At 71.8% G+C, this 24,982-nt stretch carries 26 protein-coding genes and 1 other RNA gene; 13 read left to right on the forward strand and 14 right to left on the reverse strand.

Annotation, left to right across the window (positions count from 1 at the left end):
• Window positions 1-2: 2 nt before the first annotated feature.
• Entirely contained in the window at window positions 3-1,220 is a 1,218-nt protein-coding gene (locus ABZ915_RS31910; protein WP_361810424.1) for a hypothetical protein, read from the reverse strand.
• A 157-nt stretch (window positions 1,221-1,377) separates the two neighbouring features.
• Window positions 1,378-1,887 (reverse strand): cupin domain-containing protein, encoded by a 510-nt coding sequence (locus tag ABZ915_RS31915; RefSeq protein WP_361810426.1) that lies wholly within the window; start codon window positions 1,885-1,887, stop codon window positions 1,378-1,380.
• 137 nt (window positions 1,888-2,024) lie between these two features.
• On the opposite strand from ABZ915_RS31915, the gene ABZ915_RS31920 reads away from it, so the two are divergent.
• Window positions 2,025-3,062 (forward strand): helix-turn-helix transcriptional regulator, encoded by a 1,038-nt coding sequence (locus tag ABZ915_RS31920; RefSeq protein WP_361810428.1) that lies wholly within the window; start codon window positions 2,025-2,027, stop codon window positions 3,060-3,062.
• 43 nt (window positions 3,063-3,105) lie between these two features.
• Here ABZ915_RS31920 and rnpB read toward each other — a convergent pair.
• The 5 genes from rnpB to ABZ915_RS31945 form a co-directional block, all read right to left on the reverse strand.
• An RNA gene (gene rnpB / locus ABZ915_RS31925) (RNase P RNA component class A) lies at window positions 3,106-3,510 on the reverse strand.
• A 176-nt stretch (window positions 3,511-3,686) separates the two neighbouring features.
• Window positions 3,687-4,616: a DMT family transporter gene (locus ABZ915_RS31930; protein ID WP_361810430.1), complete on the reverse strand. Its 930-nt coding sequence runs from the start codon at window positions 4,614-4,616 to the stop codon at window positions 3,687-3,689.
• 19 nt (window positions 4,617-4,635) lie between these two features.
• Window positions 4,636-5,478: an AraC family transcriptional regulator gene (locus tag ABZ915_RS31935; protein ID WP_361810432.1), complete on the reverse strand. Its 843-nt coding sequence runs from the start codon at window positions 5,476-5,478 to the stop codon at window positions 4,636-4,638.
• A 34-nt stretch (window positions 5,479-5,512) separates the two neighbouring features.
• The gene (locus ABZ915_RS31940; RefSeq protein WP_361810654.1) at window positions 5,513-6,022 is read right to left on the reverse strand and encodes a TetR/AcrR family transcriptional regulator; all 510 of its coding nucleotides are present in this window, start codon (window positions 6,020-6,022) and stop codon (window positions 5,513-5,515) included.
• A gap of 4 nt (window positions 6,023-6,026) precedes the next feature.
• Window positions 6,027-6,446, reverse strand: coding sequence for a DUF4260 family protein (locus ABZ915_RS31945; RefSeq protein WP_361810434.1), 420 nt, complete (start codon window positions 6,444-6,446; stop codon window positions 6,027-6,029).
• A gap of 65 nt (window positions 6,447-6,511) precedes the next feature.
• Between ABZ915_RS31945 and ABZ915_RS31950 the strand changes: the two genes are divergently transcribed.
• The 3 genes from ABZ915_RS31950 (at window position 6,512) to eda (ending at window position 8,559) form a co-directional block, all read left to right on the forward strand.
• Complete coding sequence (locus ABZ915_RS31950) at window positions 6,512-6,994, forward strand: hypothetical protein (RefSeq protein WP_361810436.1); 483 nt, start codon at window positions 6,512-6,514, stop codon at window positions 6,992-6,994.
• A gap of 39 nt (window positions 6,995-7,033) precedes the next feature.
• Complete coding sequence (gene yaaA, locus ABZ915_RS31955) at window positions 7,034-7,816, forward strand: peroxide stress protein YaaA (RefSeq protein WP_361810438.1); 783 nt, start codon at window positions 7,034-7,036, stop codon at window positions 7,814-7,816.
• Between the two features lie 74 nt (window positions 7,817-7,890).
• A complete protein-coding gene (eda, locus tag ABZ915_RS31960) occupies window positions 7,891-8,559 on the forward strand; it encodes a bifunctional 4-hydroxy-2-oxoglutarate aldolase/2-dehydro-3-deoxy-phosphogluconate aldolase (RefSeq protein ID WP_361810440.1) in 669 nt (222 codons plus the stop codon).
• On the opposite strand, the gene ABZ915_RS31965 is transcribed toward eda, so the two are convergent.
• From ABZ915_RS31965 to ABZ915_RS31975, 3 genes are read right to left on the reverse strand one after another with little or no spacing between them, the layout of a single operon-like run.
• Window positions 8,531-9,907: a bifunctional RNase H/acid phosphatase gene (locus ABZ915_RS31965; RefSeq protein ID WP_361810442.1), complete on the reverse strand. Its 1,377-nt coding sequence runs from the start codon at window positions 9,905-9,907 to the stop codon at window positions 8,531-8,533. The genes eda and ABZ915_RS31965 overlap by 29 nt on opposite strands.
• 11 nt (window positions 9,908-9,918) lie before the next feature.
• Window positions 9,919-10,662: a C4-type zinc ribbon domain-containing protein gene (locus ABZ915_RS31970; RefSeq protein WP_361810656.1), complete on the reverse strand. Its 744-nt coding sequence runs from the start codon at window positions 10,660-10,662 to the stop codon at window positions 9,919-9,921.
• Window positions 10,659-11,516, reverse strand: coding sequence for a Nif3-like dinuclear metal center hexameric protein (locus ABZ915_RS31975; protein ID WP_361810444.1), 858 nt, complete (start codon window positions 11,514-11,516; stop codon window positions 10,659-10,661). The genes ABZ915_RS31970 and ABZ915_RS31975 overlap by 4 nt, the downstream gene beginning before the upstream one ends.
• 187 nt (window positions 11,517-11,703) lie before the next feature.
• Between ABZ915_RS31975 and ABZ915_RS31980 the strand changes: the two genes are divergently transcribed.
• Together ABZ915_RS31980 and ABZ915_RS31985 are read left to right on the forward strand one after the other, a co-directional pair.
• Complete coding sequence (locus ABZ915_RS31980) at window positions 11,704-12,924, forward strand: hypothetical protein (protein ID WP_361810446.1); 1,221 nt, start codon at window positions 11,704-11,706, stop codon at window positions 12,922-12,924.
• A 96-nt stretch (window positions 12,925-13,020) separates the two neighbouring features.
• Entirely contained in the window at window positions 13,021-13,176 is a 156-nt protein-coding gene (locus ABZ915_RS31985; protein WP_361810448.1) for a hypothetical protein, read from the forward strand.
• A 63-nt stretch (window positions 13,177-13,239) separates the two neighbouring features.
• On the opposite strand, the gene ABZ915_RS31990 is transcribed toward ABZ915_RS31985, so the two are convergent.
• The 3 genes from ABZ915_RS31990 to ABZ915_RS32000 are packed head-to-tail and all read right to left on the reverse strand — an operon-like array spanning window position 13,240 to window position 16,156.
• Complete coding sequence (locus ABZ915_RS31990) at window positions 13,240-14,178, reverse strand: 3-oxoacyl-ACP reductase (protein WP_361810450.1); 939 nt, start codon at window positions 14,176-14,178, stop codon at window positions 13,240-13,242.
• Between the two features lie 11 nt (window positions 14,179-14,189).
• Window positions 14,190-15,266 carry a Zn-dependent alcohol dehydrogenase gene (locus ABZ915_RS31995; RefSeq protein WP_361810452.1) on the reverse strand — a complete coding sequence of 359 codons (1,077 nt, stop codon included), beginning with the start codon at window positions 15,264-15,266 and terminating at the stop codon, window positions 14,190-14,192.
• Between the two features lie 32 nt (window positions 15,267-15,298).
• On the reverse strand, window positions 15,299-16,156 hold the full coding sequence (locus ABZ915_RS32000; protein ID WP_361810454.1) for a MaoC/PaaZ C-terminal domain-containing protein: 858 nt from the start codon (window positions 16,154-16,156) through the stop codon (window positions 15,299-15,301).
• Window positions 16,157-16,466: 310 nt separating this feature from the next.
• On the opposite strand from ABZ915_RS32000, the gene ABZ915_RS32005 reads away from it, so the two are divergent.
• Window positions 16,467-17,750 (forward strand): sensor histidine kinase, encoded by a 1,284-nt coding sequence (locus ABZ915_RS32005; RefSeq protein ID WP_361810456.1) that lies wholly within the window; start codon window positions 16,467-16,469, stop codon window positions 17,748-17,750.
• Here ABZ915_RS32005 and ABZ915_RS32010 read toward each other — a convergent pair.
• On the reverse strand, window positions 17,728-19,296 hold the full coding sequence (locus ABZ915_RS32010) for an alpha-L-arabinofuranosidase B (protein WP_361810458.1): 1,569 nt from the start codon (window positions 19,294-19,296) through the stop codon (window positions 17,728-17,730). The two genes, ABZ915_RS32005 and ABZ915_RS32010, sit on opposite strands and share 23 nt — an antisense overlap.
• Before the next feature lie 215 nt (window positions 19,297-19,511).
• On the opposite strand from ABZ915_RS32010, the gene ABZ915_RS32015 reads away from it, so the two are divergent.
• The 6 genes from ABZ915_RS32015 (at window position 19,512) to ABZ915_RS32040 (ending at window position 24,977) form a co-directional block, all read left to right on the forward strand.
• On the forward strand, window positions 19,512-20,123 hold the full coding sequence (locus ABZ915_RS32015) for a response regulator transcription factor (protein WP_361810460.1): 612 nt from the start codon (window positions 19,512-19,514) through the stop codon (window positions 20,121-20,123).
• Window positions 20,124-20,283: 160 nt separating this feature from the next.
• Window positions 20,284-22,017: an MFS transporter gene (locus ABZ915_RS32020; protein ID WP_361810462.1), complete on the forward strand. Its 1,734-nt coding sequence runs from the start codon at window positions 20,284-20,286 to the stop codon at window positions 22,015-22,017.
• A 114-nt stretch (window positions 22,018-22,131) separates the two neighbouring features.
• Complete coding sequence (locus ABZ915_RS32025; protein ID WP_361810464.1) at window positions 22,132-22,788, forward strand: class I SAM-dependent methyltransferase; 657 nt, start codon at window positions 22,132-22,134, stop codon at window positions 22,786-22,788.
• A complete protein-coding gene (locus ABZ915_RS32030) occupies window positions 22,785-22,955 on the forward strand; it encodes a hypothetical protein (protein ID WP_361810466.1) in 171 nt (56 codons plus the stop codon). The genes ABZ915_RS32025 and ABZ915_RS32030 overlap by 4 nt, the downstream gene beginning before the upstream one ends.
• A 94-nt stretch (window positions 22,956-23,049) precedes the next feature.
• Window positions 23,050-24,030 (forward strand): N-acetylmuramoyl-L-alanine amidase, encoded by a 981-nt coding sequence (locus ABZ915_RS32035; RefSeq protein WP_361810468.1) that lies wholly within the window; start codon window positions 23,050-23,052, stop codon window positions 24,028-24,030.
• Window positions 24,031-24,149: 119 nt separating this feature from the next.
• Window positions 24,150-24,977, forward strand: coding sequence for a hypothetical protein (locus tag ABZ915_RS32040; protein ID WP_361810470.1), 828 nt, complete (start codon window positions 24,150-24,152; stop codon window positions 24,975-24,977).
• Window positions 24,978-24,982 lie beyond the last annotated feature (5 nt).

Consider the following 24,982-nt stretch of genomic DNA (forward strand, 5'->3'; position numbering starts at 1 on the left):
TGCTACGAGCCGTCCGCGTGGACCGCGTAGACGTAGCGCTTGTCGGCGTATTCGCTGAGGTTCCAGATCACGGATTCGCTGTAGGCCCAGCCGGACGCCCCGCTGCTGTGGTAGCTGAGGTCCTCGCAGCCGATGGCCAGGTCGCAGACGGTGCTCGCGGACGAGTCGCCGGAGGTGAAGCCGCGGAGCGTGCCGTTGGTGGTCGCACCGGCGCTGACGGAGAGGAAGTGCTTGGTCTTCCGGGACACGACGCCCTGGATCTTCGACTGGTGGACGGTGACGGCTTCGGTCGCGATGAGTGAGGCCGGCTGCCGGTCGGTGTAGTCGAGGGGCCAGCGGACGACCTTGGGCGTGGGGATGGTGCCGTCGCCCGAGCCTTTGAAAGGGCCGTCCTTGTAGTCGACGGTGCCGGAGCTGGAGTACTCGCTCACCACCAGGGTGTCCGGGGTGCTGGCGCGGTCGAGCCCGATCGTCGAGTAGCGCAGATACGTCCCCGCGTTGTCGTAGGCGTGGCTCTGCGGCAGGACGTACTTGTACGCATAGCCCTGGTACGCCCCGTCCGCTTGCAGACCGCACTGGTTCTTGTCGGTGGTGGCGACCTCGAAGAGCGTGTTCAGGTCGAAGACGCGGAGCCCGTTGTAGGTGTCGACGACGTAGAGGAGGTCGCCGTACCACATGATGCCGCCGGCGTGTACGCGGATGGGATCGAAGGAGTACTGGCCGCCGCTCAGGACGGGTTCGACCAGCAGCACATGCCGGTACTTCGGTGCCGACGCGGTGTTGAGGTCGACGAAGGTGAGCCGCATGCCCTTGTTGGGGTCGTAGTGCTCGCCCTTCTCGGGGTCGGTCTCGAAGCGCCAGGCGACGAGGACGACCTTGTTGCTGCCGCCCGCGGGGTAGAGCCCGCTGCCGTAGGCGTCGGCACTGGTGGTGATGCCCTGTGGAATCCAGTAGTCGACGGCCTGGTCTCCTGCCTTGCCTGTGGCGCCTGTGTCCCAGGTGAACCCGGTCGCGAAGGCCTTCACCTTGCTGGGGGCCGTGGTGAGGTGGGTGGCCTTGCGGTCGGTGTCGCCTATTACGGTGGCGGCGTTCACCTTGGTCAGCCTGGTCGCCAGGCCGGCGATCAGTTCGGCGAATTCGCCGTGGCCGTTGGACGACCTACTGGCGAGGGAGAACTGGCCAGCGTTGATCGTGGCGACCGCTCCTGGCGTCAAGGTCATGGCGCCCGAAGCTACGCTCGCTCGCTCGACCACCACAAGCGGGCCCCATCACATCCGGCCGTCGACGTCAGCGGCACCCCGGGCCATTCCGTTGCCGAAGCGGAGCCGGGGAAGGTCGCAGGCGTGCTTCACCTCGCGTGCAGGCTGATGTCGCCCATCACATTCCGCTGAGAAGAGCGGCCGGAATCATCTCGTCGGTGGCCGGTGGAGGCCCGAGTACGACCTGTCCATTGGCGGCGGCTGACCGGCGCAGGGCCTCGGGGGTCACGGCCCAGCCGGGCGGTTTGGGCCGGGACCGGTCCCAGCCCGCATCGCGGAAGAAGCCCTCCATGCCCGAGGGAGTGGCGATCGCGAGCAGATCGACGTCATCCGAGGTGAACCGGTACGCGTGCGGGACGGCGCGGGGCAAGAAGGCGACGCCTCCCGCGTGCAGCTCGAAGCGGCGGTCACCCGCCCAGATCAGGCCGCTGCCGCGCAGCATCACGAAAATCTCGTCCTCGTCGGGGTGCAGATGCACGGGGGAAGCCGTGGCGGTCGGCACGGTCGACCGGAACACGCTCAGACGGCCACCCGTGTGCTTGGCGTCCAGCAGCACCTCCATGATCCCACCGCCGAGCCACTCCAGTTGCTCGTGCTCGCCGGCCTGGGCCACATAGGGAGAACTCACTGCGATCCTTTCGCGCTCCGGTTGATCGTTCGATCGACGCTATGCGGGCACCGCGGTTCCTGGAATCCCAGAAATCTGGGACACCTCAGGCAGGGCTCCACGAAAATCATGCGAGGAGCAGCCCCTACACTCTCCCGGTGCGCAGGCTGCAGAGCGACATCGAGGGAATATGCCGGCTCGGCCTGGACTCGCGGACGCTGCGTTCCCAGGTGATGGCCCGGCTGCGCCAGGACGTCCGCTACGACGCGTTCTGTTTCGGCACCATCGACCCGTGGACGCTGCTCATCACCGACGACGTCTCCGAAGGAATCCCGCCCGGCAACGCGGCGCTCGCGTCGTACAACGAGTACCTCGACGCCGACGTGGACAAGTTCGCCGATCTGGCACGGACTGGCCGCACGGTCGGAATTCTCAGCCACAGCACGGGCGGTGACCCGCGCAGGAGCCTCCGCTTCCACACGGTCTTGCCGATCATCGATGCCGAACACGAACTGCGTGCCGTCTTCCTGGCGGACGGTGAGTGCTGGGGCGCGGTGTCCTTGTTCCGGCGCGGTGCGCGGACGGACTTCACCCCGCGGGAGGCGGCGCTGGTACGCGCGCTGTCACGGCCGGTCGCGGTGGCCCTGCGCCGCGCCTGCGTCAACACGTCGCCGCCCGCGGCACAGGGCGTGCCCGGCCCAGGCGTACTTGTGCTCGACAAGGCCGGCCGCACCCTGGTCGCCAATGAGGCGGCGCGGTACTGGCTGCACGAGCTCGGCACGCTGCCCCTCCACGAGGTGGCGGCGGCGGCCCGAGCCGGGCGGGGCGAAGAGGCGTATGTGCGGGTGCGGGCCCGCACCGGACGTTGGCTGTCGTTGTGGGGTTCGACGCTGCACGGGGAGCCGGACAGTGGTGCCTCGGTCGTCATCCAGCCGACACCGGTCTCCGACATCACCCGAACACTGGCCCGTGCGTACGAGCTGACGGCGCGGGAGCGGGAGATCCTGGAACAGGTGATCTCCGGTCGGTCCTCGACGGGAATCGCCTCCGTACTGACCATGTCCCAGTACACCGTGCAGGACCATCTGAAATCGATTTTCGCCAAGTTCGGCGTGCGCAGCCGAGGGCAATTGGTGGCACGCGCCCTCGGCATTCCGTCCGCAGACGACACGCCGCCGCGGACCCGGCAGCGATGAAGGCGCCGCGGGGCCGCACCCGGCGACTGGATTTAAGGAGCGGCAGACGAGTCGGGCTGTACGCCGGGTTCTGTTCCCCGGGGTCCTCGCGGACCCTGGGGCGACGGCCATCCATCTAGGGCCGGTGTTGCCACCGGTCTCGTGCGGTCTACCCGCGGACTCGGGCGGGCAGCCCTCGAACGTCCGCGCAGAGCGCGCCTTCTACAGCGGCTCCTTTTGACCTTGCTCCGGGTGGGGTTTACCTAGCTGCCCAGGTCACCCTGGGCACTGGTGGTCTCTTACACCACCGTTTCACCCTTACCGAGGACCGAGGTCCCCGGCGGTTTGTTTTCTGTGGCACTGTCCCGCGGGTCACCCCGGGTGGCCGTTAGCCACCACCCTGCCCTGTGGAGCCCGGACGTTCCTCGGGAAGCCCCTAGGGACTCCACGCGGCCGCCCGCCCGGCTCGTCTGCCGTGTCGACCATGTTACCGGGCGGGACGGGCGGTTCCGTCCCTGCGGGTCAGAGGAAGTCCGTGGTGTGCAGTTCGAAGCCGGCGGCGGCGTCACAACGATCTCTCCCTCGATCAGTTCCGCCCGAAAGCCTTCCGGGGCGTCCAGGGCGAGAAACCACTCGCGGCCCTCGTCAGGCTGACTCCACCCACCCGTCCGCCTGGCTGGGCTGCGGTGCCGCCCCTGTCACCGGGGCCTTGCGCGGGCGCGTACCGGCGGCCGTCGCCAGTACCGAGCCCGCCAGGATCAGCGCGAAGGCCAACCCGATGGCGGGGGTGAGGGACTCGCCGAGGAACGCCGCTCCGGCCGCCACCGCCACCGCCGGGTTCACGTAGGTGATGACCGAGGCGCGGGTCGGGCCGATCTCCTTGATCAGTTCGAGGAAGCCGACGAAGGCGACCGCCGTGCAGAGGACGCCGAGGCCGACGAGGGCGGCCAGGACGTGGCCGGAGGGGAGGGCCGAGGGCCAGGTGGCCGCGGCGGCAGGGGCGTAGAGGAGGGCCGTGAGGGCCAGGCAGGGGGTGATCAGGTGGAGGGTGGGGACGTCCTTCATGCGGCGCGCCGCTATCAGAGGGGCCGTCGCGTAGCCGAGGACCGTGACCAGCACCTCGGCCAGGGAGCGGGCGTCGCCGCCGGTCAGATGGGGGACCGTGAGCACGGCGACCCCGGCGAGACCGACGCCCAGTCCGGTCACGCGCCGCATGCTCAGCCATTCCGTGTCGCCGAAGAGGCGGGCCGCGACCACCCCGGCGATCGGGACGCCCGCGATCAGCAGGCCGGCCGTGGAGCTGGACAGGTGCCGTTCGGCATCGCTGAGGGTGAGCCAGGGGCCGACGATCTCCAGGCACGCGAAGGCCAGCATGGGGCGCCAGTGGTCCCGTACGTTCCGGGTCAGGCCCTTCTGGCGCAGGGCGAAGGGGAGCAGGAGCGCGGCGCCCACGGCGCAGCGGGCGAACACCACCACGGGCGGGGACACCGCGTCCACCGCCACTTTGATCATCAGGTAGGGGATGCCCCAGATCACTCCCATGAGGGAGAACAGGAACCAGCCGCGTGCAGTCATGCGACGAGTGTCGGCCGCCTCACCCGGCGCGGTCTTGAACGTTGTTGCGAACGCTGGTGCGATACGCCGCCGGGGTCACCCCCAGTACCCGCCGGAACCAGCGGGTGAGGTGCGCCTGGTCGGCGAAGCCCACGAGCGATGCCACCTCGGCGGGGCGCAGGCCCGTCTCCAGCAGACGGCGGGCCCGGGCGACCCGGTGCTGGGCGAGCCAGGCGTACGGGGGTATGCCCATCGCGGTGCGGAAGGCGCGCAGGAGTTGGTAGCGCGACAGGTTCAGTTCGGTGGCGAGGTCGGCCAGGGACGGTGGGGCGAGGAGTTCGTCGGCGAGGCGGTCGCGTACGACGTGTGCGATGTGGTCGGCGCCCGGCACGATGTCGTCCACCGCGCGGGCCGTGGAGTGGCGGCGGGCCAGCGCGGTGAGCAGCCAGGGGAGACGGGACTCGGTCTCCAGGGGGTCGGGGCAGGCACTGAGTTCCGTGTGCGTGACGTGCAGGGCGGCGGACAGTTCCGGGTCGTCGAGCAGGGCGTCGCGGAAGTGCGGGAGGCCACCGAGGGTGCCGTCGGTGAGAAGGGAGCTCTCGGCGTACAGGGCCCGGTAGGAGTAGCCGTCGGAGGTGTCGGCCGGGCGGCCGGTGTGCATCTCGCCGGGGGCGAGGACGACGATGGAGCCCGGTCCCGAGCGGATGAGGCCGCCCCGGTAGTCGATGGCCTCGCAGCCGCCGGTGGTGACGCCGATGGTGTACTCGTCGTGCGCGTGCGGGGCGTAGACATGGGTGTCGAAGCAGGCGGTCAGCAGATCGAGGGGCGGGCCGCAGCGGCCGAGGTGTGCTCTGGTCCACGTGGCCTGCTCACGTTCACTCACTGCGCCCCCTGTTCATGGACCCCCTGCCCATGCCCTAAGGGTGCAACGCCTTCAGGCCCCGTTTCCATGCCGCCGCCAGGTCCGCGTCGTCGGGAAACCGGCCGTGGATCTCCAGGATCACCATGCCGTGCGCGAAGGCCCAGACGGCGCGCGCCAGGTCCAGGTCGCCGCCGCAGGCCCGCAGCAGCGGCAGCGCGGCGCGGTCCTCCAGGCCGGCGGGGAGTTCGGTGCGCGGGAGGGGGCGTTCGGTGGCCAGGCAGTAGAGGTGGGGGTGGGCGAGGGCGTAGGTCCGGTAGGCCTCGGCCAGTGTCTCCAGCGAGGCGGGGGCGCGGGACTCGGCGGCCTCCAGGGCCTCGGCCGACTCGCTGAGCAACTGCGCGACCAGCTCGACCTCCACGGCGTGCTTGTCGGGGAAGTGCTTGTAGAGGGAGGGGGCCTTGATGCCGAGCCGGTCGGCGAGGGTACGCATGGTGAGCAGGGCGGGCCCGGACTCCTCCAGGAGCTCGCGGGCGGCCGCGACGATCTCCCGTGCCCTGGGGGTCAGACGCTCAGCCACGCTGGAAGCCCTCCTTCGTCCGCAGTCCGTATCCGAAGGCGCGATCGTACGAGATGTGCGCGAGCCAGCCGCACAGCGCGGCGAACGCGGGGGCCCAGGTGACGGGGGCGGCCACCGTGTACAGCGCCACGAGGGCCAGCGGGACTGGCGCGCGGTGCATCGCGTTGTAGTACGGCACCGCGCGCGGCGGCAGCTGTCCCTTGGCCATCCGGGGTGCCTCGTCGAGGGCGACCAGGAAGGTGAGGTCGGGCAGGACGAGGAAGAGCAGCGCGAGGGTGCCCGCGAGCCAGCCGTGGTTCATCGCCTCCAGGACGGCGAAGGCGGACCAGAAGAGGGCGCCGGCGAGCCAGGCGGTGCGGCGCAGGACGGTGAGGGCGGTGCGCGACGGTACGGACGTGGTCGTACTGGTCATGGCTGCCTCCAGCGGACGAGCGGACGAGCGGACGACGCTGGGCTAACGACGTTAGCCAACACGGTATGGCTAACAGCGTTAGCCGTCAAGCGCCCAGGCAGGCACCGCACGGACGCCGCACAGGCGCCGCACTACGCCGTCATCCGCTCCAGCGCGTCGAACGCGGCCTCCAGCCGCACCCGGTGGCCCTCGGCCACCTCGTCCGCCGGGTCGCCCCCGAGCAGGCGGCGCGCCGAGGCGACGTACACCGACCGGTACGCGGCGACGGTCAGCGCCGCGACCAGCTCCGGGCCGGCGACGCCCGCTCCCGCGAAGGCACCGGCGAGCGCCGCCTCCAGCTCCTCGACCCCCTCCCGGGCGCGGGCCCGCAGGCCGGGCGAGCCGATGACGACCCGCCAGAAGGCCGGGAAGTCGTCGTCCTGCCGGTGCGGCCGGACGGGTTCGTGGCGTGGGCGGCGGACCGGAAGGACTCCGCCGAGGACTCCGCGGGGGCAGGCCTGTCCGAGGCCCTGGAGCGCTGGTTCGGCGCGGCGGCACCGGACGCCTGACCCCGTACGCTGGCCCGGAGCTCAACAGAAGGAGTCCCCGTGCTTGTCCTGCTTCCGCCCTCCGAAGGCAAGGCCGCCTCCGGGCGTGGTGCCCCGCTGAAGCCGGAGTCCTTGTCCCTGGCGGGGCTGAACGCCGCCCGCGAGGCCGTGCTCGGGGAACTGGTCGAGCTGTGCTCGGCCGACGAGGAGAAGGCACGCGAGGTGCTCGGGCTGAGCGAGGGGCTGCGGGGCGAGGTGGCCAAGAACACCGGGCTGCGCACTGCCGGGGCCCGGCCGGCGGGCGAGATCTACACGGGGGTGCTGTACGACGCCCTCGGCCTGGCCTCCCTCGACGCCGCCGCCAAGCGGCGTGCCGCCCGGTCGCTGCTGGTGTTCTCCGGGCTGTGGGGCGCGGTCCGGGTCACGGACCGGATCCCCTCCTACCGCTGCTCGATGGGCGTGAAGCTGCCCGGTCTGGGCGCGCTCGGCGCGCACTGGCGTACACCGATGGCGGCGGTGCTGCCCGAGGCGGCCGGGAACGGACTGGTGCTGGACCTGCGGTCCGCCGCCTACGCCGCCGCCTGGAAGCCGAAGGGCGAGGTCGCCGGGCGGACCGCGACCGTACGGGTGCTGCACGCGCCGACCCGGAAGGTGGTCAGCCACTTCAACAAGGCGACGAAGGGGCGGATCGTGCGCAGCCTGCTGTCGGCCGGGGCGGCGCCCGCGGGCCCCGCCGAGCTGGTGGAGGCCTTGCGGGACCTGGGGTACGAGGTGGAGGTGGAAGCGCCCGGGAAGGCGGGGCGGCCGTGGGCGCTGGATGTGCTGGTGACGGAGGTTCACTGACAGCACCCCGACCATCTGTTGCAGCATGTGCAATGCCCTTTGCGCATGCTGCATGCCATGGGCACGATGAGCGCATGACCTCGCCGCTGCCCTCCTCTCCGGCTGCCTCCGTGCTGGATCTCGCGCCCGCGCCCGTAGTGCCCGTGGTGGTCCTCTCCGACGCCGCCGACGCCGTACCGCTGGCGCGGGCGCTGGTGGCCGGCGGGCTGTCGGCGATCGAGGTGACGCTGCGGACGCCTGCCGCGCCGGAGGCGATCCGGGCGATCTCCGGGGCGGTGCCGGAGGCGGTGGTCGGCGCGGGCACGGTGCTGACGCCCGGTCAGGTGGCGGAGTGCGCGGCCGCGGGGGCGCGGTTCCTGGTCAGCCCCGGCTGGACGGACGTGCTGCTCGGGGCGATGCGGGAGTCCGGGGTGCCGTTCCTGCCGGGGGTGTCCACCGCCTCGGAGGTGGTGGCACTGCTCGAGCGCGGGGTGCGGGAGATGAAGTTCTTCCCGGCGCAGGCGGCGGGCGGTACGGCGTATCTGCGGTCGCTGGCCGGTCCGTTGCCGCAGGCCCGCTTCTGCCCGACGGGCGGCATCGGGCCGGACAACGCCCACGCGTATCTGTCCCTGCCCAACGTCGCCTGCGTCGGCGGAAGCTGGATGGTCCCGGCGGACGCCGTCGCCGCCCGGGACTGGGCCCGGGTCGAGGCGCTGGCGCGGGCCGCCGCCGGGCTCAGGAACGCAGGTGGGACGTGTCGTTGAACAGCCGTACGCTCGCGTTGCCGTCCGCGTAGTACGCCACCGCCGACAGCGAGGCCGCCGACAGTTCCATGCGGAACAGGGACTCGGGCGGGGCGCCGAGGGCGAGGCGCACGAACGTCTTGATCGGGGTGACGTGCGTGACCAGCAGGACCGTGCGGCCCGCGTACGCCGCGACCAGTTTGTCGCGGGTGGCCGCCATCCGGGTGGCGGTGGCCGCGAAGCTCTCGCCGCCGCCGGTGGGTTCGGCGGCCGGGTCGGCGAGCCAGGTGTTCAGGTCGTCCGGGTAGCGCTCCCGCACCTCGCCGAAGGTGAGGCCCTCCCAGGCGCCGAAGTCCGTCTCCCGCAGCCCGTCGTCGATCGTCACCTCGAGCCCGAGCCGGGCGGCGACGATGCCCGCGGTCTCGCGGGTACGGGCGAGCGGGGAGGCCACGACGGCCTGGATCGTGCCGCGCCTGGCCAGCGCGGCGGCGACCCGCTGCGCCTGCTCCCGGCCGACGTCCGACAGGGAGGGGTCGGTACCGCCGCTGCCCGAGAAACGCTTCTGCGGGGTGAGCGGGGTCTCTCCGTGGCGCAGGAGCACGAAGGTGGCGGGGGCACCGAGATCGGGGCCCGCGCTCCAGCCGGGGGTGGAGGGGGCGGGGGTGGCCACGGTACGGGCCGCCCGGACGTCGGCGGCCCCGGCGGCGTCGGCGGCCTCGGCGGCGTCGGCGGCCCCGGCGGCCTCGGCGGCGTCGGCGGCGTCGGCGGCGTCGGCGGCGTCGGCGGCGTCGGCTTCGGCACCGCTCTCCGCCGAGGTGGAGCCGGTGGCCCGGCCCGTCGCCAGAGCCGCCCGCGCCTTCGCCGCCCCCGCCGCCGCGTCCCCGGGCGGGCCCGACGGTTCCGGGAGCGCGGAAGGGGCGTCCAGGGCCGCGCGGGAGGCGGACGGGGACCACTGCTCACCCTTGGCGCCCGCGTCCATCGCCTCGTTGGCCAGACGGTCCGCGTGCTTGTTCCGCTCGCGCGGGATCCACTCGTAGGTGACCTGGCCGGCCGGGAAGACGCGGGCCGCCTCCGCCGCCAGGGGCTTCATGTCGGGGTGCTTGATCTTCCAGCGGCCCGACATCTGCTCGACGACGAGCTTGGAGTCCATACGGGCGTGGACCCGGGCGGCCGGGTCGAGGGCGTGGGCGGCGCGCAGGCCGGCCAGGAGGCCCCGGTACTCGGCCACGTTGTTGGTGACGACGCCGAGGTACTCCGCCGCCTCGCCCAGGGTCTCCCCCGTCGCCGCGTCGCGGACCACGGCGCCGTAACCGGCCGGGCCGGGGTTGCCCCGCGACCCGCCGTCGGCCTCGACGATGAACTCCCGCACCGCACAGGCTCCTAGAGGCCGGACTCGGCCGTGCGCACCAGGATGCGACGGCAGTTCTCACAGCGGACCACCGTGTCGGGCGCCGCCGAGCGGATCTCGCTCAGCTCGGTGATCGCCAGCTCCTGGCGGCAGCCCTGGCAGGTGCGCTGGTACAGCTTGGCCGCGCCGATCCCGCCCTGCTGCTCGCGCAGCTTGTCGTACAGCTTGAGCAGGTCCGCGGGGACCGTGCCCGCGATGACCTCGCGCTCCTTGGTGACCGTGGCCGCCTCGCCGTCGATGCCCTCGAAGGCGGTGGCCCGGCGCCCGGTCGCGTCGTCGATCTTCGTCTGGACGGAGCCCACCCGCTCGGTCAGCTCGGCCACGCGCTCCTGCACGGACTCGCGGCGCTCCATGACCTCCAGGACGACGTCCTCGAGGTCGCCCTGCCGCTTGGCGAGGGAGACGATCTCCCGCTGGAGGTTCTCCAGGTCCTTGGGGCTGGTGACCGCGCCGGAGTCCAGGCGCTGCTGGTCCCGGGCGGCACGCTGGCGCACCTGGTCCACGTCCTGCTCGGCCTTGGTCTGCTCGCGGGCGGTGTCGCTCTCCTCGGTCTGCGCGGCCACGAGCAGGTCGCGCAGCTGCGTGAGGTCCTTGGTCAGCGACTCGATCTCGGCGTGCTCGGGCAGGGACTTCCGCTTGTGCGCCAGCTGCTGCAGGCGGACGTCGAGGTCCTGGACGTCGAGGAGACGGATCTGGTCGGCGGGCGCGGCGTTCAGTTGGGGGCTCCCATGGTGCTAGAGGTCGTGATGGACGCCGCGTGGGCGGTCCAGGGGTCGGTGACCGTCTTCGAGACGTGGACGCGCAGGTCCCAGCCGTGACGGTCGGAGATTTCGTCGAGCTGGGCGGCGGCCAGCTCGCACCAGGGCCATTCGGTGGCCCAGTGGGCCGCGTCGAAGAGGGCGAGCGAACCGTGCGCGATCGCCTCGGAGGCGGGGTGGTGGCGCAGGTCCGCGGTGAGGAAGGCGTCCACGCCGGCCGCCCGGACCTGGTCGAAGAGGCTGTCGCCGGAGCCGCCGCTGACGGCGATCGTGCGCAGGACCGCCTCGGGGTCGCCGGCCACCCGGATGCCCTGCGCGGTGGCGGGCAGCCGTTCGGCGGCGCGGGCGGCGAACTCGCGCACGGTCACCGGGTGGTCCAGCTCGCAGACCCGCCCCAGCCCCCGGCGGCCCTCCGGGTCGCTGGGGTCCGGCACGAGGGGGCGTACGACCCGCAGGTCCAGCGCTCCGGCCAGCGCGTCGCTGACGCCCGGGTCGGCCGTGTCGGCGTTGGTGTGGGCGACGTGCAGCGCGATGTCGTTCTTGATGAGGGTGTGCACGACCCGCCCCTTGACGGTGGAGGCCGCGACCGTGGTCGTACCGCGCAGATAGAGCGGGTGGTGGGTGACCAGCAGGCCGGCGCCGAGCTTCACCGCCTCGTCGACGATCTCCTGGACCGGGTCGACGGCGAACAGGACCCGGGTGACCTCCTGGTCGGGGTCGCCCGCGACCGTGCCGACCGCGTCCCAGGACTCGGCCCGCTCGGCGGGCCACAGGTTCTCCAGCGTGGCGATGACTTCAGACAGACGGGGCACGGGGAAAAGGCTACCTGCCTGTTCCACACGGGTGTACCGGCTCCGCCCCACCGGTCCCGTCCAGCACAGCCGTCTCCGTTTCCTCGGAGGAACCACCGCACGGCCACCCGTACGTGTGAAGCAGCCGCCCGGCGCTCCCCCGTCTGTGCGTACGAAACCTAGCTTCATCACTGGAGGTGACCGAACGATGACAGCCTGTGCGATCGAATCGTCGGCGACCGGAGAGGACGACGGGGCGCTCCGGGCGGACTGCGCCATCACCGTGGACGGCGTCTACGCCGCCCGCCTCGCGTCGGCCGGGGGCTGCTGGTTCCCGGAGCGCTGGACGCTGGGCGGGCCCGAGCCGTATGCCGTGCCGCTGCCCGGCAACCAGCCGGAGGAGCCCGGTACGGAGGTGCAGCCGATGGGCGACGGGCGGGTCCTCATCCACCGGCTGGTGGAGCGACGGCACGCCTTCTCGCTGCTGTACCCGACCGGTCCGGGCACCGGCGAGCTGCCGCTCGGCGCGGTGCAGTGCCACGAGGAGGACACCCGGCTGCGGCTGCTGCCCCCGGCGCCGTGCGGCGAGCGGGCCTACGCCCTCGCGGTGGGCCGGTACACGACGGCGGTGTGGCTGGTGGCGGGCGGCGCCTTCGGGCCCGAGCAGGTCGCCGAGGTCCCGGGGCGCTGCTCGGGCGGTGTCTGGCTGGACCGCACGGGGCGGCTGCTCGCCGTGGACCGCGAGATCGCCGGCCGGACCAAGGCGGTCGTGGTCGATCTGGAGCGGGGCGGTGAGGTGTCGCCGCTGCTCCAGATCGCCGCCGACAGCGACGACCGGCTGCGGCTCGCCGATCCCGACAGCGGGCTGCTGCTGATCTCCTCGGACGCGCCGTCGCCCGGGCAGGAACGGTTGGGCTGGGGCGTCCTGGGCAGTTCGATGCCTGTGCGCTTCCCGGAGTGCCTGCGGGTGCCCGGCCGCACGGTGACGCCGTTCTCGATCCAGCCGGGGCAGGTGCTGACGCCGGAGACCTGCGCGGTGGCGCTGCGGATCGACGGGCCGCTGGGCAGCTGGGTCGGCGTGTGGCGGCCCGCGGACCGGCAGGTGCACCATCTCCCGGCGCCCGAGGGCTGGTTGGCGGGGGCCGGGCTGTGGACGGCGGACGGGGTGCTGCGGCTGCCGTACGTCACCCGGGACGTGCCGTGCGGGGTGGCGGGGCTGGCGGCACCGCCGAGAGCCGCGGCGGTCACGGTTCCGGAACCGGCGCCGGTTCCTGGACCGGCGTGGGGACCGGGCGCGGCGTCAGGACCGGTGTCGGGACTGGTGTCGGGAACGGCGTCGGAGCAGGTGGAAGCGGAGCCCGCGAGGCCGGTTGTGACCCGTCCGGTGCCGCTCCAGCAGGCGCCGTTGGGACGTGTTGTAACGAACTAGTGCCGGTTGGCGTGCCCGCCTGGATTCGGCCCGAGGTGTGCCGGTTAGACTCGCCCGGCTGTACGAAAGATCATGTTGACGGGGTGAATTCTTCCGATGAGCGACGCCAGCACCACTCAGACGCTGTCCGCCGACTCCCAAGAGACCACGGGTCACGGCAAGCACCGGGGCCCGGTTTCGGGCCAGGACAGTGAGACGGCCCCACGCGGCCGTCACCGCAAGCCGGTCGAGGAGACCGAGGCGGCTGCCTGACAGTACGCCGGAAGGGGGTCGTCCGTCATCGACGGGCGGCCCCCTTCGGCATGCTCGGCCTGCTCAGCCCCGCTTGAGTGCCAGCACCTCCGCCGCCGCGAACGTCTCCTCCGCCGGGCGCCGCGCGTAGTGCGGGCTGAGCAGCGCGTCGAGTTCGTCGTAGGTGAAGGTCTCCTGCTTGCTGTCGAACTGTGCCTGCACGCGCGGCCGTTCGACGATCGCCACCATGCCGCCGTGCACCACGAGCAACTGCCCGTTGACCCGGGCGGCGGCGGGCGAGGCCAGGTAGCCGACGAGCGGTGCGACATGCTCGGGGGCGAGCGGGTCGAGGCCCTCCCCGGGGGCGGCGAGCCCGGCGAAGACGTCCTCGGTCATCCGGGTCCGGGCGCGCGGGCAGATGGCGTTGGCCGTCACGCCGTACTTGGCGAGGGCGAGGGCGGTGGACGTGGTGAGGCCCACGATGCCGCCCTTCGCCGCCGCGTAGTTGGGCTGCCCCGCCGAACCGGCCAGGAACGCCTCCGAGGAGGTGTTCACGATCCGCCCGTACACCGGTCCCCCGGCCGCCTTGGACCGCTCCCGCCAGTGCGCGGCGGCGAGGTGGGTGGTGTTGAAGTGGCCTTTGAGGTGGACCCGGATGACCGAGTCCCACTCGTCCTCCGTCATGGAGAAGACCATGCGGTCGCGCAGGATGCCCGCGTTGTTGACCAGGATGTCGAGCTTGCCGAACTCCTCGACGGCCAGCCGGACCAGGGCCCGGGCCTGCTGGAGGTCGGCGACGTCACCGGTGTGGGCCAGGGCCCGGCCCCCCGCCGCGCGGATCTCGGCGGCGACCTCCTCGGCGGGGCCGGCCGACGCCTCGCCGGAACCGTCCCGGCCGGGCCGGCCGTAGTCGTTGACGACGACGGCAGCGCCGAGCCGGGCGAGTTCCAGCGCCTCGGTCCGGCCGAGTCCGCGGCCGGCGCCCGTGACGACGGCGGACAGCCCCTCAAGTGGCAGTGACATCTGTGGAGTCCTCAGATCTCGATGCACGTACGCAGGGCGGTCCCGGTGCGCATCTGGTCCAGCGCCTCGTTGATGTCGAGGAGCGGCACCCGATGGGTGATCAGACCCGCCAGGTCGATACGGCCCGCCCGCCACAGGGCGATGGTCCGCTCGTAGGAGCTCACCACGTCCCCGCCGCCGTACATCGACGGCAGGATCCGCTTCTCGTCGAAGAACAGCTCGAACATGTTGAGCTGGAGGAAGTCGTCCATGGCGCCCGCGCCGACGATGACGAGAGTGCCGCCGCGCCGGGTGTTCTCGTAGGCGGTGCGGGCGGTGGCGGACCTGCCGACGACCTCGAAGACGTAGTCGAAGCCCTCGCCGCCGGTCACCTGCTGCTTGGCGTCGGGCAGTTCCTCCGGGGAGACGGCCCGCGTCGCGCCGAACTTCAGTGCCGACTCGCGGCGCGAGGCCACCGGGTCGACGGCGACGATCTCGGCGGCGCCCTTCAGCCGGGCCCCCTGGATCGCGGAGATGCCGACGCCTCCGCAGCCGATGACGGCGACCGACGAACCGGCCTCCACGTCGGCGGTGTTGAGCGCGGCGCCCAGTCCGGTCGTCACCCCGCAGCCGATGAGGGCGGCGATGTCGAAGGGCACGTCGTCCGGGACGGGCACGGCGCAGCCCGCGTCGACGACGACCTCCTCGGCGAAGGTGCCGGTGCCCGCGAAGCCGAAGACGTCCCCGCCGGGCCGCTTGAAGTTGGGGGTGCCCGCGTTCATGAACCCGGCCAGGCACAGCTCGGTCTGTCCGCGCTTGCAGGCGGGACACGCGCCGCAGGCGGGCAGCCAGCAGACCACGACCCGGTCCCCGGGCTTCAGACCGCGCACGCCCTCCCCGACTTCGAGGATCTCGCCCGCGCCCTCGTGGCCGGGCACGAAGGGCGCCGGCTGCGGCAGCACCCCGCTCATCGCGGACAGGTCCGAGTGGCACAGCCCGGTGGCGCGCACCCGTATCCTCACCCGTCCGGGGCCAAAGCCCACCGCCTCGACGTTGTCGAGGACCTCGAGCTTGTCCTGGCCGATCTCGTGCAGTACGGCTGCGCGCATGGGTGCGGCTCCCCTCGTGAAAGCTGGGTGGCTCAGGAGTGTTGGACGACTGTGTCGGCGAGGACGGGCGCGTCGTCCCGCTCCAGCGCACCCACGGCGACCCGAACCGAGCCGTCCCCCCGCCACATCCGGATGCGCAGGGTCTCCCCCGGGTACACGACCCCGGCGAAGCGCGTGGTGTAGGAGCGGACGCGGGTGACGTCACCGCCGAGCAGGGTGTCGACGACGGCCTTGAGTGTCATGCCGTACGTGCACAGCCCGTGCAGGATCGGCCGGTCGAACCCGGCGAGTTTGGCGAACTCGGGGTCGGCGTGCAGCGGGTTCCAGTCGCCGGACAGGCGGTAGAGCAGGGCCTGGTCCTCGCGGACAGGCTTCTCGACGGTCCTCGCGGGCTCGCCGGCGGGCGGTTCGAGACGGGCGGAGGGCCCTCGGTCGCCGCCCCAGCCACCCTCTCCCCGTACGAAGATCTGGGCGTCGTTGGTCCACAGCGGGCCGTCGGCGTCCGCGACCTCGGTGCGCATGACGAGGACGGCGGCCTTGCCCTTGTCGTGGATGGCGGCGATGCGGCTGGTGGCCGTGGCGCTGCCCTCGACCGGGATGGGGCGGTGCAGGGTGAGCGACTGGCCGCCGTGCAGGACACGGGCGAGGTCGACGTCGACGCCGGGCATGGACAGGCCGCTGATCACTCCGGGTGAGCCGTTGCCCGCGACGGTGGCGAAGCTCGGCAGGACGTGCAGCCGGGACTCCAGGGTGTAGCGCAGTTCGTCGGGGTCGGTGGCGGGGACTCCGGCGCCGATGCCCAGGTGGTAGAGCTGGACGTCCCTGCGGTCCCACGTGATCTCACCGGACCGGGGTTCGGCGGCGAGGGCCTTGGCTGCGTCGATGGGCATACGGCTCCTGACACTGGCGGCTTCAACTGGCGGCTTCAACTGGCGGCTTCAAGACCCCGGCACGGCCGTCCGCACCGTCGGCCGCACCGAGGTCGTCACGGGCCGATCTAGAACGCGTTCCAGTCCGGCGCCCTCTGTATAGCCCAGGGCTCCGGAGTTGTGAAGGCTCCTGACGTGTCGTCAGCTGAGGGCGTGCGGTGACATTTGTACTGCCCGGGTGCGTACATGTGCATCTGCCGACACACCCGGACCTGCTCGTAGTCTGTGCTGTCGTACGGACCGCAAGGAACATCTGATCGGGGGATCTCAGATGAGCAGCAGGATCGGCGCGTGGTGGCGGCAGGCTCTCGGCCAGGCGGAGGGCTGGCAGGTGGCGCGGGCGCAGTGGAAGAAGGACATGGAGCGCTTCAAGGCCCAGCAGCGGACCGCCCGTAAGAAGGGGCAGGTCCCCGAGCACCCGGGCCCGCCGCCCACCGGATTCGCCCTGATGCCCTGGCTGCTGATGGGCATGGGTTCCTTCTCCAACCTCCTCCAGGGCAAGACCCCCAACCCGTGGATCGGCGGCCTGGGCCTGCTGGCCTTCAACTCGCTGTACGTCTACGTGGCCTTCCGCGCCTTCCACAAGGAGAAGCGTGAGGAGACCTCCACCCGGGTGGCGCTGCTGCTGATGGCACTGGTGACCACCGGTCTGGCCATCGGCTACGGCGGCAACTGGCTGATGTTCTTCCCGCTGCTGGGCCTGGCGACGGGCGCGACCGTGCGCGGCCCGTGGCTGGGCAGGGCGGGGATCCTGCTCTCCACCTTCGCGGGTACCGTCTCCGGGTTCCGCGACGGGGAGGACGCGGTGACCATCGCCTACGGCACGTTCCTGTCCACGATGGTGACCGCCGCGATCCTCTCCCTCTCCGAGGCCGTACGGGATCTGCGCGCCGCCCGCGAGGAGCTGGCCCGGCAGGCGGTGGAGAAGGAGCGGCTGCGCTTCTCCCGGGACCTGCACGACCTGCTCGGCCACACCCTGTCGGTGATCGTGGTGAAGTCGGAGGCGGCCCGCCGGCTGGCCCCGCGCGACATGACCGCCGCGCTGGCGCAGATCGGCGACATCGAGTCCGTGGGCCGGCAGGCGCTGACCGAGATACGCGAGGCGGTGACCGGCTACCGCGAGGGCAGTCTCGCCACCGAGCTGACGCGGGCCCGCTCGGCGCTGTCCGCCGCGAGCATCGAGCCGGTCGTCCGCCAGTCCGGCACCCCGCTCGCCCCGCAGACCGAGGCGCTGCTCGGCTGGGTGGTGCGTGAGGCGGTCACCAACGTCGTCCGGCACAGCGACGCCGCCCGATGCGAGATCACTATCGAGAGCGGCACCGAGCAAGCCAGGCTCACCGTCACCGACAACGGCACCGGCAAGGCCGTCACGCGCCCCGCGGAGGGCATCGGCGGCACCGGCCTGAAGGGCCTGACCGAGCGCCTCGCGGCGGCGGGCGGCTCCCTCAGGGCCGGTCCGTCGCCACGAGGCGGCTTCACGGTCACCGCCGAACTCCCGATGGAGCCGGCGGAACTGGCTGCCGTCGGGGCGGCTACGGCGCCCAGGGTGAGCTGACCGCCCAGCTCACGTCGTCGGTCCAGGACGTGCGGCTGTCCCAGGCGTTGGAGCCGCCGTTGCTCGCTATGTAGACGTTGAGGTTGTAGTGCCGCAGATACTTGGTCGGGTAGTTGTACGAGGCGAACGAGGTGCCCGTGCCGCTCTTGCCCGTCTGCGGACAGAACGTCGCGTCGGATCTGAACTGGGCGGTGCCGTCCATGGGCTGCCGGGACAGCTTGTAGTTGTAGTGCCTCAGGAAGTCGCCCGGGTAGTTGCGCGACTCGAAGGACACACAGGAGCTGCCGGCGAGTCCGCGGCGCACGATCCAGGTGGCGTCGCTCTTGTCGAGGGAGGAACTGCCCGAAGTCACCGGGGAGACGACCGCCGCGTTGTTCTGGTGGCGGATGTAGTCGGTGGTGCAGCAGGAGGTCGTCGCGCGCAGCGATATCTCCGAGCCGGGCGTCAGGGAGCCGGTGCTGCCGGTCGCGCCGCCGTAGCCGACGGAGACGATGTTGGCCTGCACGGCGTCGTCGGCGGCGTCCGTCGGGATGCCGGAGGTCATGACGCCCTCGAAGAAGGAGCCGATGGATCCGTTGCTGTTGTCACCGCCGGTGCCCAGGACGATCGCGCCCTCCTGGTGCATGGGCGAGTAGCCGCTCGTGGTCGGCTCACCCCCGGAATACGTGGTGGTGAGTCCGCCTGATTGCGCATTGCCGTATTTCAGCGCGAAATGGTTCTGCCCGTTGTTCTTCAGCAGCGCGGTCACGAACGGCAGCGGTCCGGTGCCGGTGTTGGAGGTGTTCTTGCTGTACCCGGCGTCCGACTGGAACAGCCCGTTCTCCAGGTCGGCCTGCACCCAGGGGCCCTGGCCGTAGCACGGCGAGAACCAGCATTCGGTGCCGAAGTTGATCGCGTCCATGTGGCCGTTTCCGGTGTCCTTGTTGTTCGTCTCGGCGTTGCCGTAGTCGAAGCAGCAGGACCCGTTGACGTGAGTGCCGGAGGTCACCATGTACATCCCCTCGGCCTGCCCGTTCACGGCGACGCCCGAGGTGGAGTTGTCCCGGTAGCCCATGCCGGCCGATATCTCCAGGCCGTAGACCTGGTGGCCGCCGACGGTCACCGGCAGCGCGTCCGCGGGCGCCCCGACATCGGCCGCGCCCGCTCCGCCGGCGCCCTCGACGGTGAGGTCGTTGTGGCGCGAGGACTGGTCGTAGATCTTGGTGATGATGCAGGTCGTGCCGGAGCAGAAGCTGTCCTGCGCGGCCGCGTTGGCGTACCCGCCGGCCGTCAGCAGGCCGATGTTCGACGTCGCTCCGTCCGAGGCGCGCTGCACCTGGTAGAGCGAGCCGCTGTACGACGAGTACAGCGCCCGGGCGAGGCTGTGCGCGGCGACGCAGGGGGTGCCCGCGGCGGCGTAGACGTCACAGGGCAGCGAGCCCGCGGCGGCGGCCTGCGGGGCGCCGACGCCGAGCAGCAGCGCGGCGACGGCGGCGAACGACGCGAGCAGGGAGAGGACGGCTCTGCTGAGCCGCCGGGTACTGCGGCGCGGGAGTCTTGGATCCACGGTGCACCTCTTCGGTTCCTCGTAGGGCAGTGCGGGGGGATTGGTCGAAATATCGGACGCTGTTCGATCGAAATACCGAACCTATTCAGCGCCGTAATGCCGAACAATTACCGGAAATGCAGAGGCGATTGTTTGCGCGTGACCGTGGGCCGTCAACCCTGCCGACCGAAGAAGGAAGAGTCTTTAATTGGCCACCCGTTGGCTACGCTTGGGCCGTGAAGAACATCAGGGTCCTGCTCGCCGAGGACCAGGGCATGATGCGCGGAGCCCTCGCCTTACTGCTCGGCATGGAGCCGGACATGGAGGTCGTCGCGCAGGTAGCGACGGGCGACGCGATCCTGGACGCGGCGCTGCGGCACCGTCCGGACGTGGCCCTGCTGGACATCGAGCTGCCGGTGCGCAGCGGCCTGGACGCGGCGGCGGAACTGCGCGAGCAGGTGCCCGACTGCCGGGTGCTGATCCTGACGACCTTCGGCCGGCCCGGCTATCTGCGCCGGGCCATGGAGGCGGGGGCGTCCGGTTTCCTGGTCAAGGACGGACCGGTGGAGGAACTGGCCGCGGCGATCCGTCGCGTCCTCACCGGGGAGACCGTGGTCGACCCGGCGCTGGCCGCGGCGGCACTCAGCGCCGGCCCGAATCCGCTGACGGGCCGCGAGTGCGACGTGCTGAAGGCGGCGGTGGACGGGGCGACCGTCGCCGACATCGCCACGAAGCTGCACCTGTCCGAGTCCACGGTGCGCAACTACCTGTCCTCCGCGATCGGCAAGACGGGTACCCGCAACCGGACGGAGGCGGTACGGGAGGCCCGGCAGCAGGGGTGGCTGTGACGGCGGGCGCCGGCCTTCTCCCGGGCCCCACCGGAGTGACCCGACAGTGCGTCAGAAACCCATGACAAGGTCAAGAAATCGTTAGAGACCCGAAGCAACGGAATAGTTGCCTGTGCATACGAGGTTGACCCAGTACTTATCTCACTGGAGGCCTCACTCAATGACGCACACGACGACCGACCGGCCCACCCGGAAAGCGAGTGGCGCAGTGGTCCCGGTGCTCGCCTTCGCGGGCATCGTGGTCGCGGTGATGCAGACCCTGCTCGTCCCGGTCATCAAGGACCTGCCGCAGCTGCTGGACACCGCGCCCAGCAACGCCACCTGGGTCCTGACCTCGACTCTTCTGTCGGGCGCCGTGGCCACCCCGATCATGGGCCGGCTCGGCGACCTGTACGGCAAGCGGCGCATGCTGATCCTCAGCCTCGCCGTCATGGTGGTCGGGGCCCTGATCAGCGCGCTCACCAGCCAGCTGCTCACGATGATCGTCGGCCGTGCGCTCCAGGGCTTCGCGATGGGCGCGATCCCGCTCGGCATCGGCCTGATGCGGGACATGCTGCCCCGCGAGAAGCTCGGCTCGGCGATGGCGCTGATGAGCTCCTCGATCGGCGTCGGCGGCGGCCTCGCGCTGCCCGCCGCGGCCCTCGTCGCCCAGCACACGAACTGGCACGCCCTGTTCTACGGAGCCGCCGGCCTCGGCGCGCTCTCCATCGCCCTCACCCTCCTCGTCGTACCGGAGTCCCCGATGCGCGCCGAGGGCTCCTTCGATCTGCTGGGCGCGCTCGGCCTGTCCACCGGTCTCGTCCTCTTCCTGCTGCCGATCACCAAGGGCAGCGACTGGGGCTGGACCTCGGGCACCACGCTCGGCCTGTTCGCCGCCGCCGCGGTCGTGCTGGTCCTGTGGGGCGTGATGGAGCTGCGGCTCAAGGCCGCGCTGGTGGACCTGCGCACCACGGCCCGGCCCGCCGTGCTCTTCACCAACCTCGCCTCGATCATGGTCGGCGTCTCGTTCTACGTCGTCTCCCTGGTCCTGCCCCAGCTGCTCCAGCTGCCCAAGGCCACCGGCTACGGCCTCGGCCAGTCGATGGTCGTCGCGGGTCTGCTCGTCGCGCCCCTCGGCCTGACGATGATGTTCACCGCGCCCGTCTACGCCCGGCTGTCCGCGAAGTACGGCCCCAAGGTCACCCTGATCCTCGGCATGCTGATCATCGCGATCGGCTACGGCGCCGGCCTCGGCCTGATGAGCGCCCCCTGGCAGAGCCTGGTCATCGCGGTGATCCTGGGCGCGGGCATCGGCCTGGCCTACTCCTCCCTGCCCGCACTCATCATCGGCGCGGTCCCCGCCTCCGAGACCGGCGCGGCCAACGGCCTGAACACGCTGATGCGCTCCATCGGCACATCCGTCTCCAGCGCCGTCATCGGCATGGTGCTGGCCAACACCGCGAACAACGTCGGCGGCGTCGCCGTCCCGACCATGCACGGCTTCCGGGTCTCCTTCCTGATCGCGACCGGCGCGGTGGCGATCGGCCTGCTGATGGCCCTGTTCCTGCCCAAGCCGGACCGCGCGCCCCAGCTGCGCGCCAGCAGCGAGGAGGAGGCCAACCTGGAGCGCGCCGAGGAGGTCCTGCGGGGCTTCCGCGGCCGGGTCCTGGACGCCGGCGGCACCCCGGTCGCCCGCGCCAAGGTCACCCTGATCGACCAGCGCGGCCGCCAGGCGGGCGCCACCCTCTCCCTGGAGGACGGCCGCTACGCCCTCCCGGTCCCCGCCCAGGGCGCCTACGTCCTGGCCGCGAAGGCCACCGGCCACGGCCCGCACGCCTCGTCCGCGACCCACGCGGGCGACGAGCGGCCGGTCGAACTGGATCTGGCGCTGCCCGGCGAGACGGTCAACGCCTGAGCGATTCCCCGGGCCCTTCCCCCGAGCCCGCCGTTCCGCACCCCCTGTCGCTCCGCCGGCAGGGGGTGCGGCAACATGGGGCGCCCAAACGCACGTACGACCGAGAGGGACCCCATGCCCGCGGCACCCAAGCCCGAGATCCTGGCCGCGTTCGAGGCGGCGAAGGGGTTCATGCCCGCGGACGAGGGGCTGGCGCTGTACGCGGCGGCCGTCGAGGCGGGCCGGCTGGGGCTGCCGCTCCTGGAGGTCGGGACGTACTGCGGACGCTCGACGCTCCTGCTCGCGGACGCGGCCCGGCAGGCCGGGGTCACCGCGCTCACCGTCGACCACCACCGGGGCAGCGAGGAGCAGCAGCCGGGCTGGGAGTACCACGACCCGGAGACGGTCGACCCCGAGGTCGGTCTGATGGACACGCTGCCCACGTTCCGCAGGACGCTGCACAAGGCGGGCCTGGAGGAGCACGTGGTGGCGTTGGTCGGCCGCTCCCCGCAGATCGCCGCGTTCTGGAACTCCCCGCTCGGCCTGGTCTTCGTCGACGGCGGCCACACCGACGAGCACGCGGGCGCCGACTACGAGGGCTGGGCCCCCCATGTGGCCGAGGGCGGCCTCCTCGTCATCCACGACGTGTTCCCGGACCCGGCGGACGAGTTCACCGGGCAGGCCCCCTACCGCGTCTACCTCCGTGCCCTGGAGTCGGGTGAGTTCACGGAGGTCTCGGTGACGGGTTCGCTGCGCGTGCTGCGGCGGACGCGGGCGCGGGCCGCACGGTGAGGTACCTCATAGGCCTCGGCCTGATCGTCGTCGGGGCGCCGCTCGTCGGCATCATCGGCCGGGTGCTCGAGGGCGCGGGACGCAAGCGCCTCGGCAGGGTCGTCGGCATCGGTGTGTACCTGGTGGTACTGGCGGTCGCCGGCTGGCTCGTCGTCAGCGACCTCTGACCGGCTCCCGGCCGCCACGGCGCGCCCCTCGGCGCCACCCGCCCGGCCCACTTGCGGCATGTGGGCACCGGGAACGGCCGCTAGGGTGGCAGACGTGTCGTACGTAGGCCCGGACTTCGATCCCCCGCAGCCGCGCCGGTCCCGGCGCGGCCCGCTGACCGTCGCGCTCGCCGCACTGGTGCCCGGCGCCCTGCTGGGCTGGCTGGTGTACGAGGCGGTGGGCGCCCCCGGCGGCTCCGGCCAGGCGGGTCCCGCCTCGAGCTCGGCGTCCGTCTCGCGCCCGCTCTCCGCCTCGCCGTCCTCGGCGCCGGGCTCCCCCACGGACGACGGGAAGGTGAACCCGACGGCGTCGGCCACGGCGTCCGGTACGCCCTCGGCCTCCGCGCCCGCCGCCGCCGGCCCGCTCAAGGGCAAGGTCGTCGTCATCGACCCGGGCCACAACCCGGGCAACTTCCGGCACACGGCCGAGATCAACCGCCAGGTGGACATCGGTACGAACTCCAAGGAGTGCGACACCACGGGCACGTCCACCAACTCCGGTTACACGGAAGCCCGGTTCACGCTCGACGTCGCCCACCGGCTGCGCGCGATCCTGGAGCAGCAGGGCGCCACGGTGAAACTGACCCACGACGGCGACTCCCCGCCCTGGGGGCCGTGCGTGGACGAACGCGCCCGGATCGGCAACAACGCGCACGCGGACGCGGCGATTTCCATCCACGCCGACGGCTCGGCCGAGGGCAACCGCGGCTTCCACGTCATCCTTCCGGCGTCGGTCCACGCGGGCGCCGCCGACACCCGCCCGATCGTCGGCTCCTCCAAGTCCCTGGGCGAGCGGATCGCGGGCAACTTCCTGCGGGTCACGGGCGAGCCGCCGTCCAACTACATCGGCGACGGCACCGGTCTCGTCACGCGTAAGGACCTGGGCGGTCTCAATCTGTCAACGGTTCCCAAGGTGTTCATCGAGTGCGGCAACATGCGCGATAGCAAGGACGCGGCACTGCTCACCAGCGGCGCTTGGCGGCAGAAGGCGGCGCAGGGGCTCTCTGAGGGAATCGTGAGTTTCCTGCGCGGGTAGTGATCGGCGGTCGGTCCCGAACGGACAGGCTGATCGTTCGAACGATAGTGTTCGTCCGATCAGGGGCCACCCCCCGCGACGCCTCTACCGACGACGAGACGACCTACGAAGGACCTGAAGTGAATATCCGCTCCCTCACTCGAGGCGACGGCGTGGTGATCGGAGCAGCGGTGTTGCTGTTCATCGCGTCGTTCCTGCACTACTACTCCTACTCCATCGCGGGCTACTCGGACAGCAAGAGCGCGTGGGGGGTCGACCTCGGAACGGGCCTCGGCATCTACATGGGTGCCGTCATCGGTGCCGCCCTGATCGTCCTCAACCGCTGCCTGCCTCAGCAGCGCAAGGTGGCCGGTCTCGACCTCGGCATGGTCGGCACGGGCTTCGCGATCCTGTCCGCCTGGACCCTCTTCTGGTCGCTGGTGGACGTTCCCGACAGCGTCGATGCCGGTGTCGGCCTCATCCTCGGTTTCATCGCGGCCCTCGTCCTGGCCGGCGCCGCCATCGCCACCCCCCTCGTCCCCGCCCTCCAGGCCGCTCTGATCCCGGCCCCCAAGCCCGCCGCCCCGCAGCCCTACGGCGCCCAGCCGCCCGGTGGTTACGGCTACCCGGGTGCTCCGCAGCAGCCGTACGGTGCCCAGCCGCAGCCGGGTCAGCCCTTCGGGCAGCAGCCGGGTGCGCAGCCCCAGCCGGGCCCCCAGCCGGGCCCGCAGCCGGGTGCGCAGCCGCCGGCCCAGCCGCAGCCGGCCGGGGACTTCTCGCCGTTCTGGTTCGCCGTGCCGGTGCCGCGCCCGCTGTTCGCGGAGGACGGCTCGCAGGCGCCGATCGCCGAACTGGCGCCGGGCACCTGGTACCTGGCGGTCGAGCAGCGTGGCGCCCACCTGGTCGCGCAGACCCAGGACGGCCGCCGTGGCGTGCTTCAGGACACCTCCGGGATCCAGCGCGGCTGAGTCCG

The sequence above is a fragment of the Streptomyces sp. NPDC046915 genome (genome assembly GCF_040644935.1).
Classification (GTDB): Bacteria; Actinomycetota; Actinomycetes; order Streptomycetales; family Streptomycetaceae; genus Streptomyces.

Excerpts from the sequence above, each read along its gene's own strand:
- ABZ915_RS31910 (WP_361810424.1), bottom strand. The coding sequence starts at position 1,220 with ATGACCTTGACGCCAGGAGCGGTCGCCACGATCAACGCTGGCCAGTTC.
- ABZ915_RS31930 (WP_361810430.1), bottom strand. The coding sequence starts at position 4,616 with ATGACTGCACGCGGCTGGTTCCTGTTCTCCCTCATGGGAGTGATCTGG.
- ABZ915_RS31945 (WP_361810434.1), bottom strand. The coding sequence starts at position 6,446 with ATGACCAGTACGACCACGTCCGTACCGTCGCGCACCGCCCTCACCGTC.
- ABZ915_RS31950 (WP_361810436.1), top strand. The coding sequence starts at position 6,512 with ATGGCTAACAGCGTTAGCCGTCAAGCGCCCAGGCAGGCACCGCACGGA.
- eda (WP_361810440.1), top strand. The coding sequence starts at position 7,891 with ATGACCTCGCCGCTGCCCTCCTCTCCGGCTGCCTCCGTGCTGGATCTC.
- ABZ915_RS31980 (WP_361810446.1), top strand. The coding sequence starts at position 11,704 with ATGACAGCCTGTGCGATCGAATCGTCGGCGACCGGAGAGGACGACGGG.
- ABZ915_RS31985 (WP_361810448.1), top strand. The coding sequence starts at position 13,021 with ATGAGCGACGCCAGCACCACTCAGACGCTGTCCGCCGACTCCCAAGAG.
- ABZ915_RS31990 (WP_361810450.1), bottom strand. The coding sequence starts at position 14,178 with ATGTCACTGCCACTTGAGGGGCTGTCCGCCGTCGTCACGGGCGCCGGC.
- ABZ915_RS31995 (WP_361810452.1), bottom strand. The coding sequence starts at position 15,266 with ATGCGCGCAGCCGTACTGCACGAGATCGGCCAGGACAAGCTCGAGGTC.
- ABZ915_RS32000 (WP_361810454.1), bottom strand. The coding sequence starts at position 16,156 with ATGCCCATCGACGCAGCCAAGGCCCTCGCCGCCGAACCCCGGTCCGGT.
- ABZ915_RS32005 (WP_361810456.1), top strand. The coding sequence starts at position 16,467 with ATGAGCAGCAGGATCGGCGCGTGGTGGCGGCAGGCTCTCGGCCAGGCG.
- ABZ915_RS32020 (WP_361810462.1), top strand. The coding sequence starts at position 20,284 with ATGACGCACACGACGACCGACCGGCCCACCCGGAAAGCGAGTGGCGCA.
- ABZ915_RS32025 (WP_361810464.1), top strand. The coding sequence starts at position 22,132 with ATGCCCGCGGCACCCAAGCCCGAGATCCTGGCCGCGTTCGAGGCGGCG.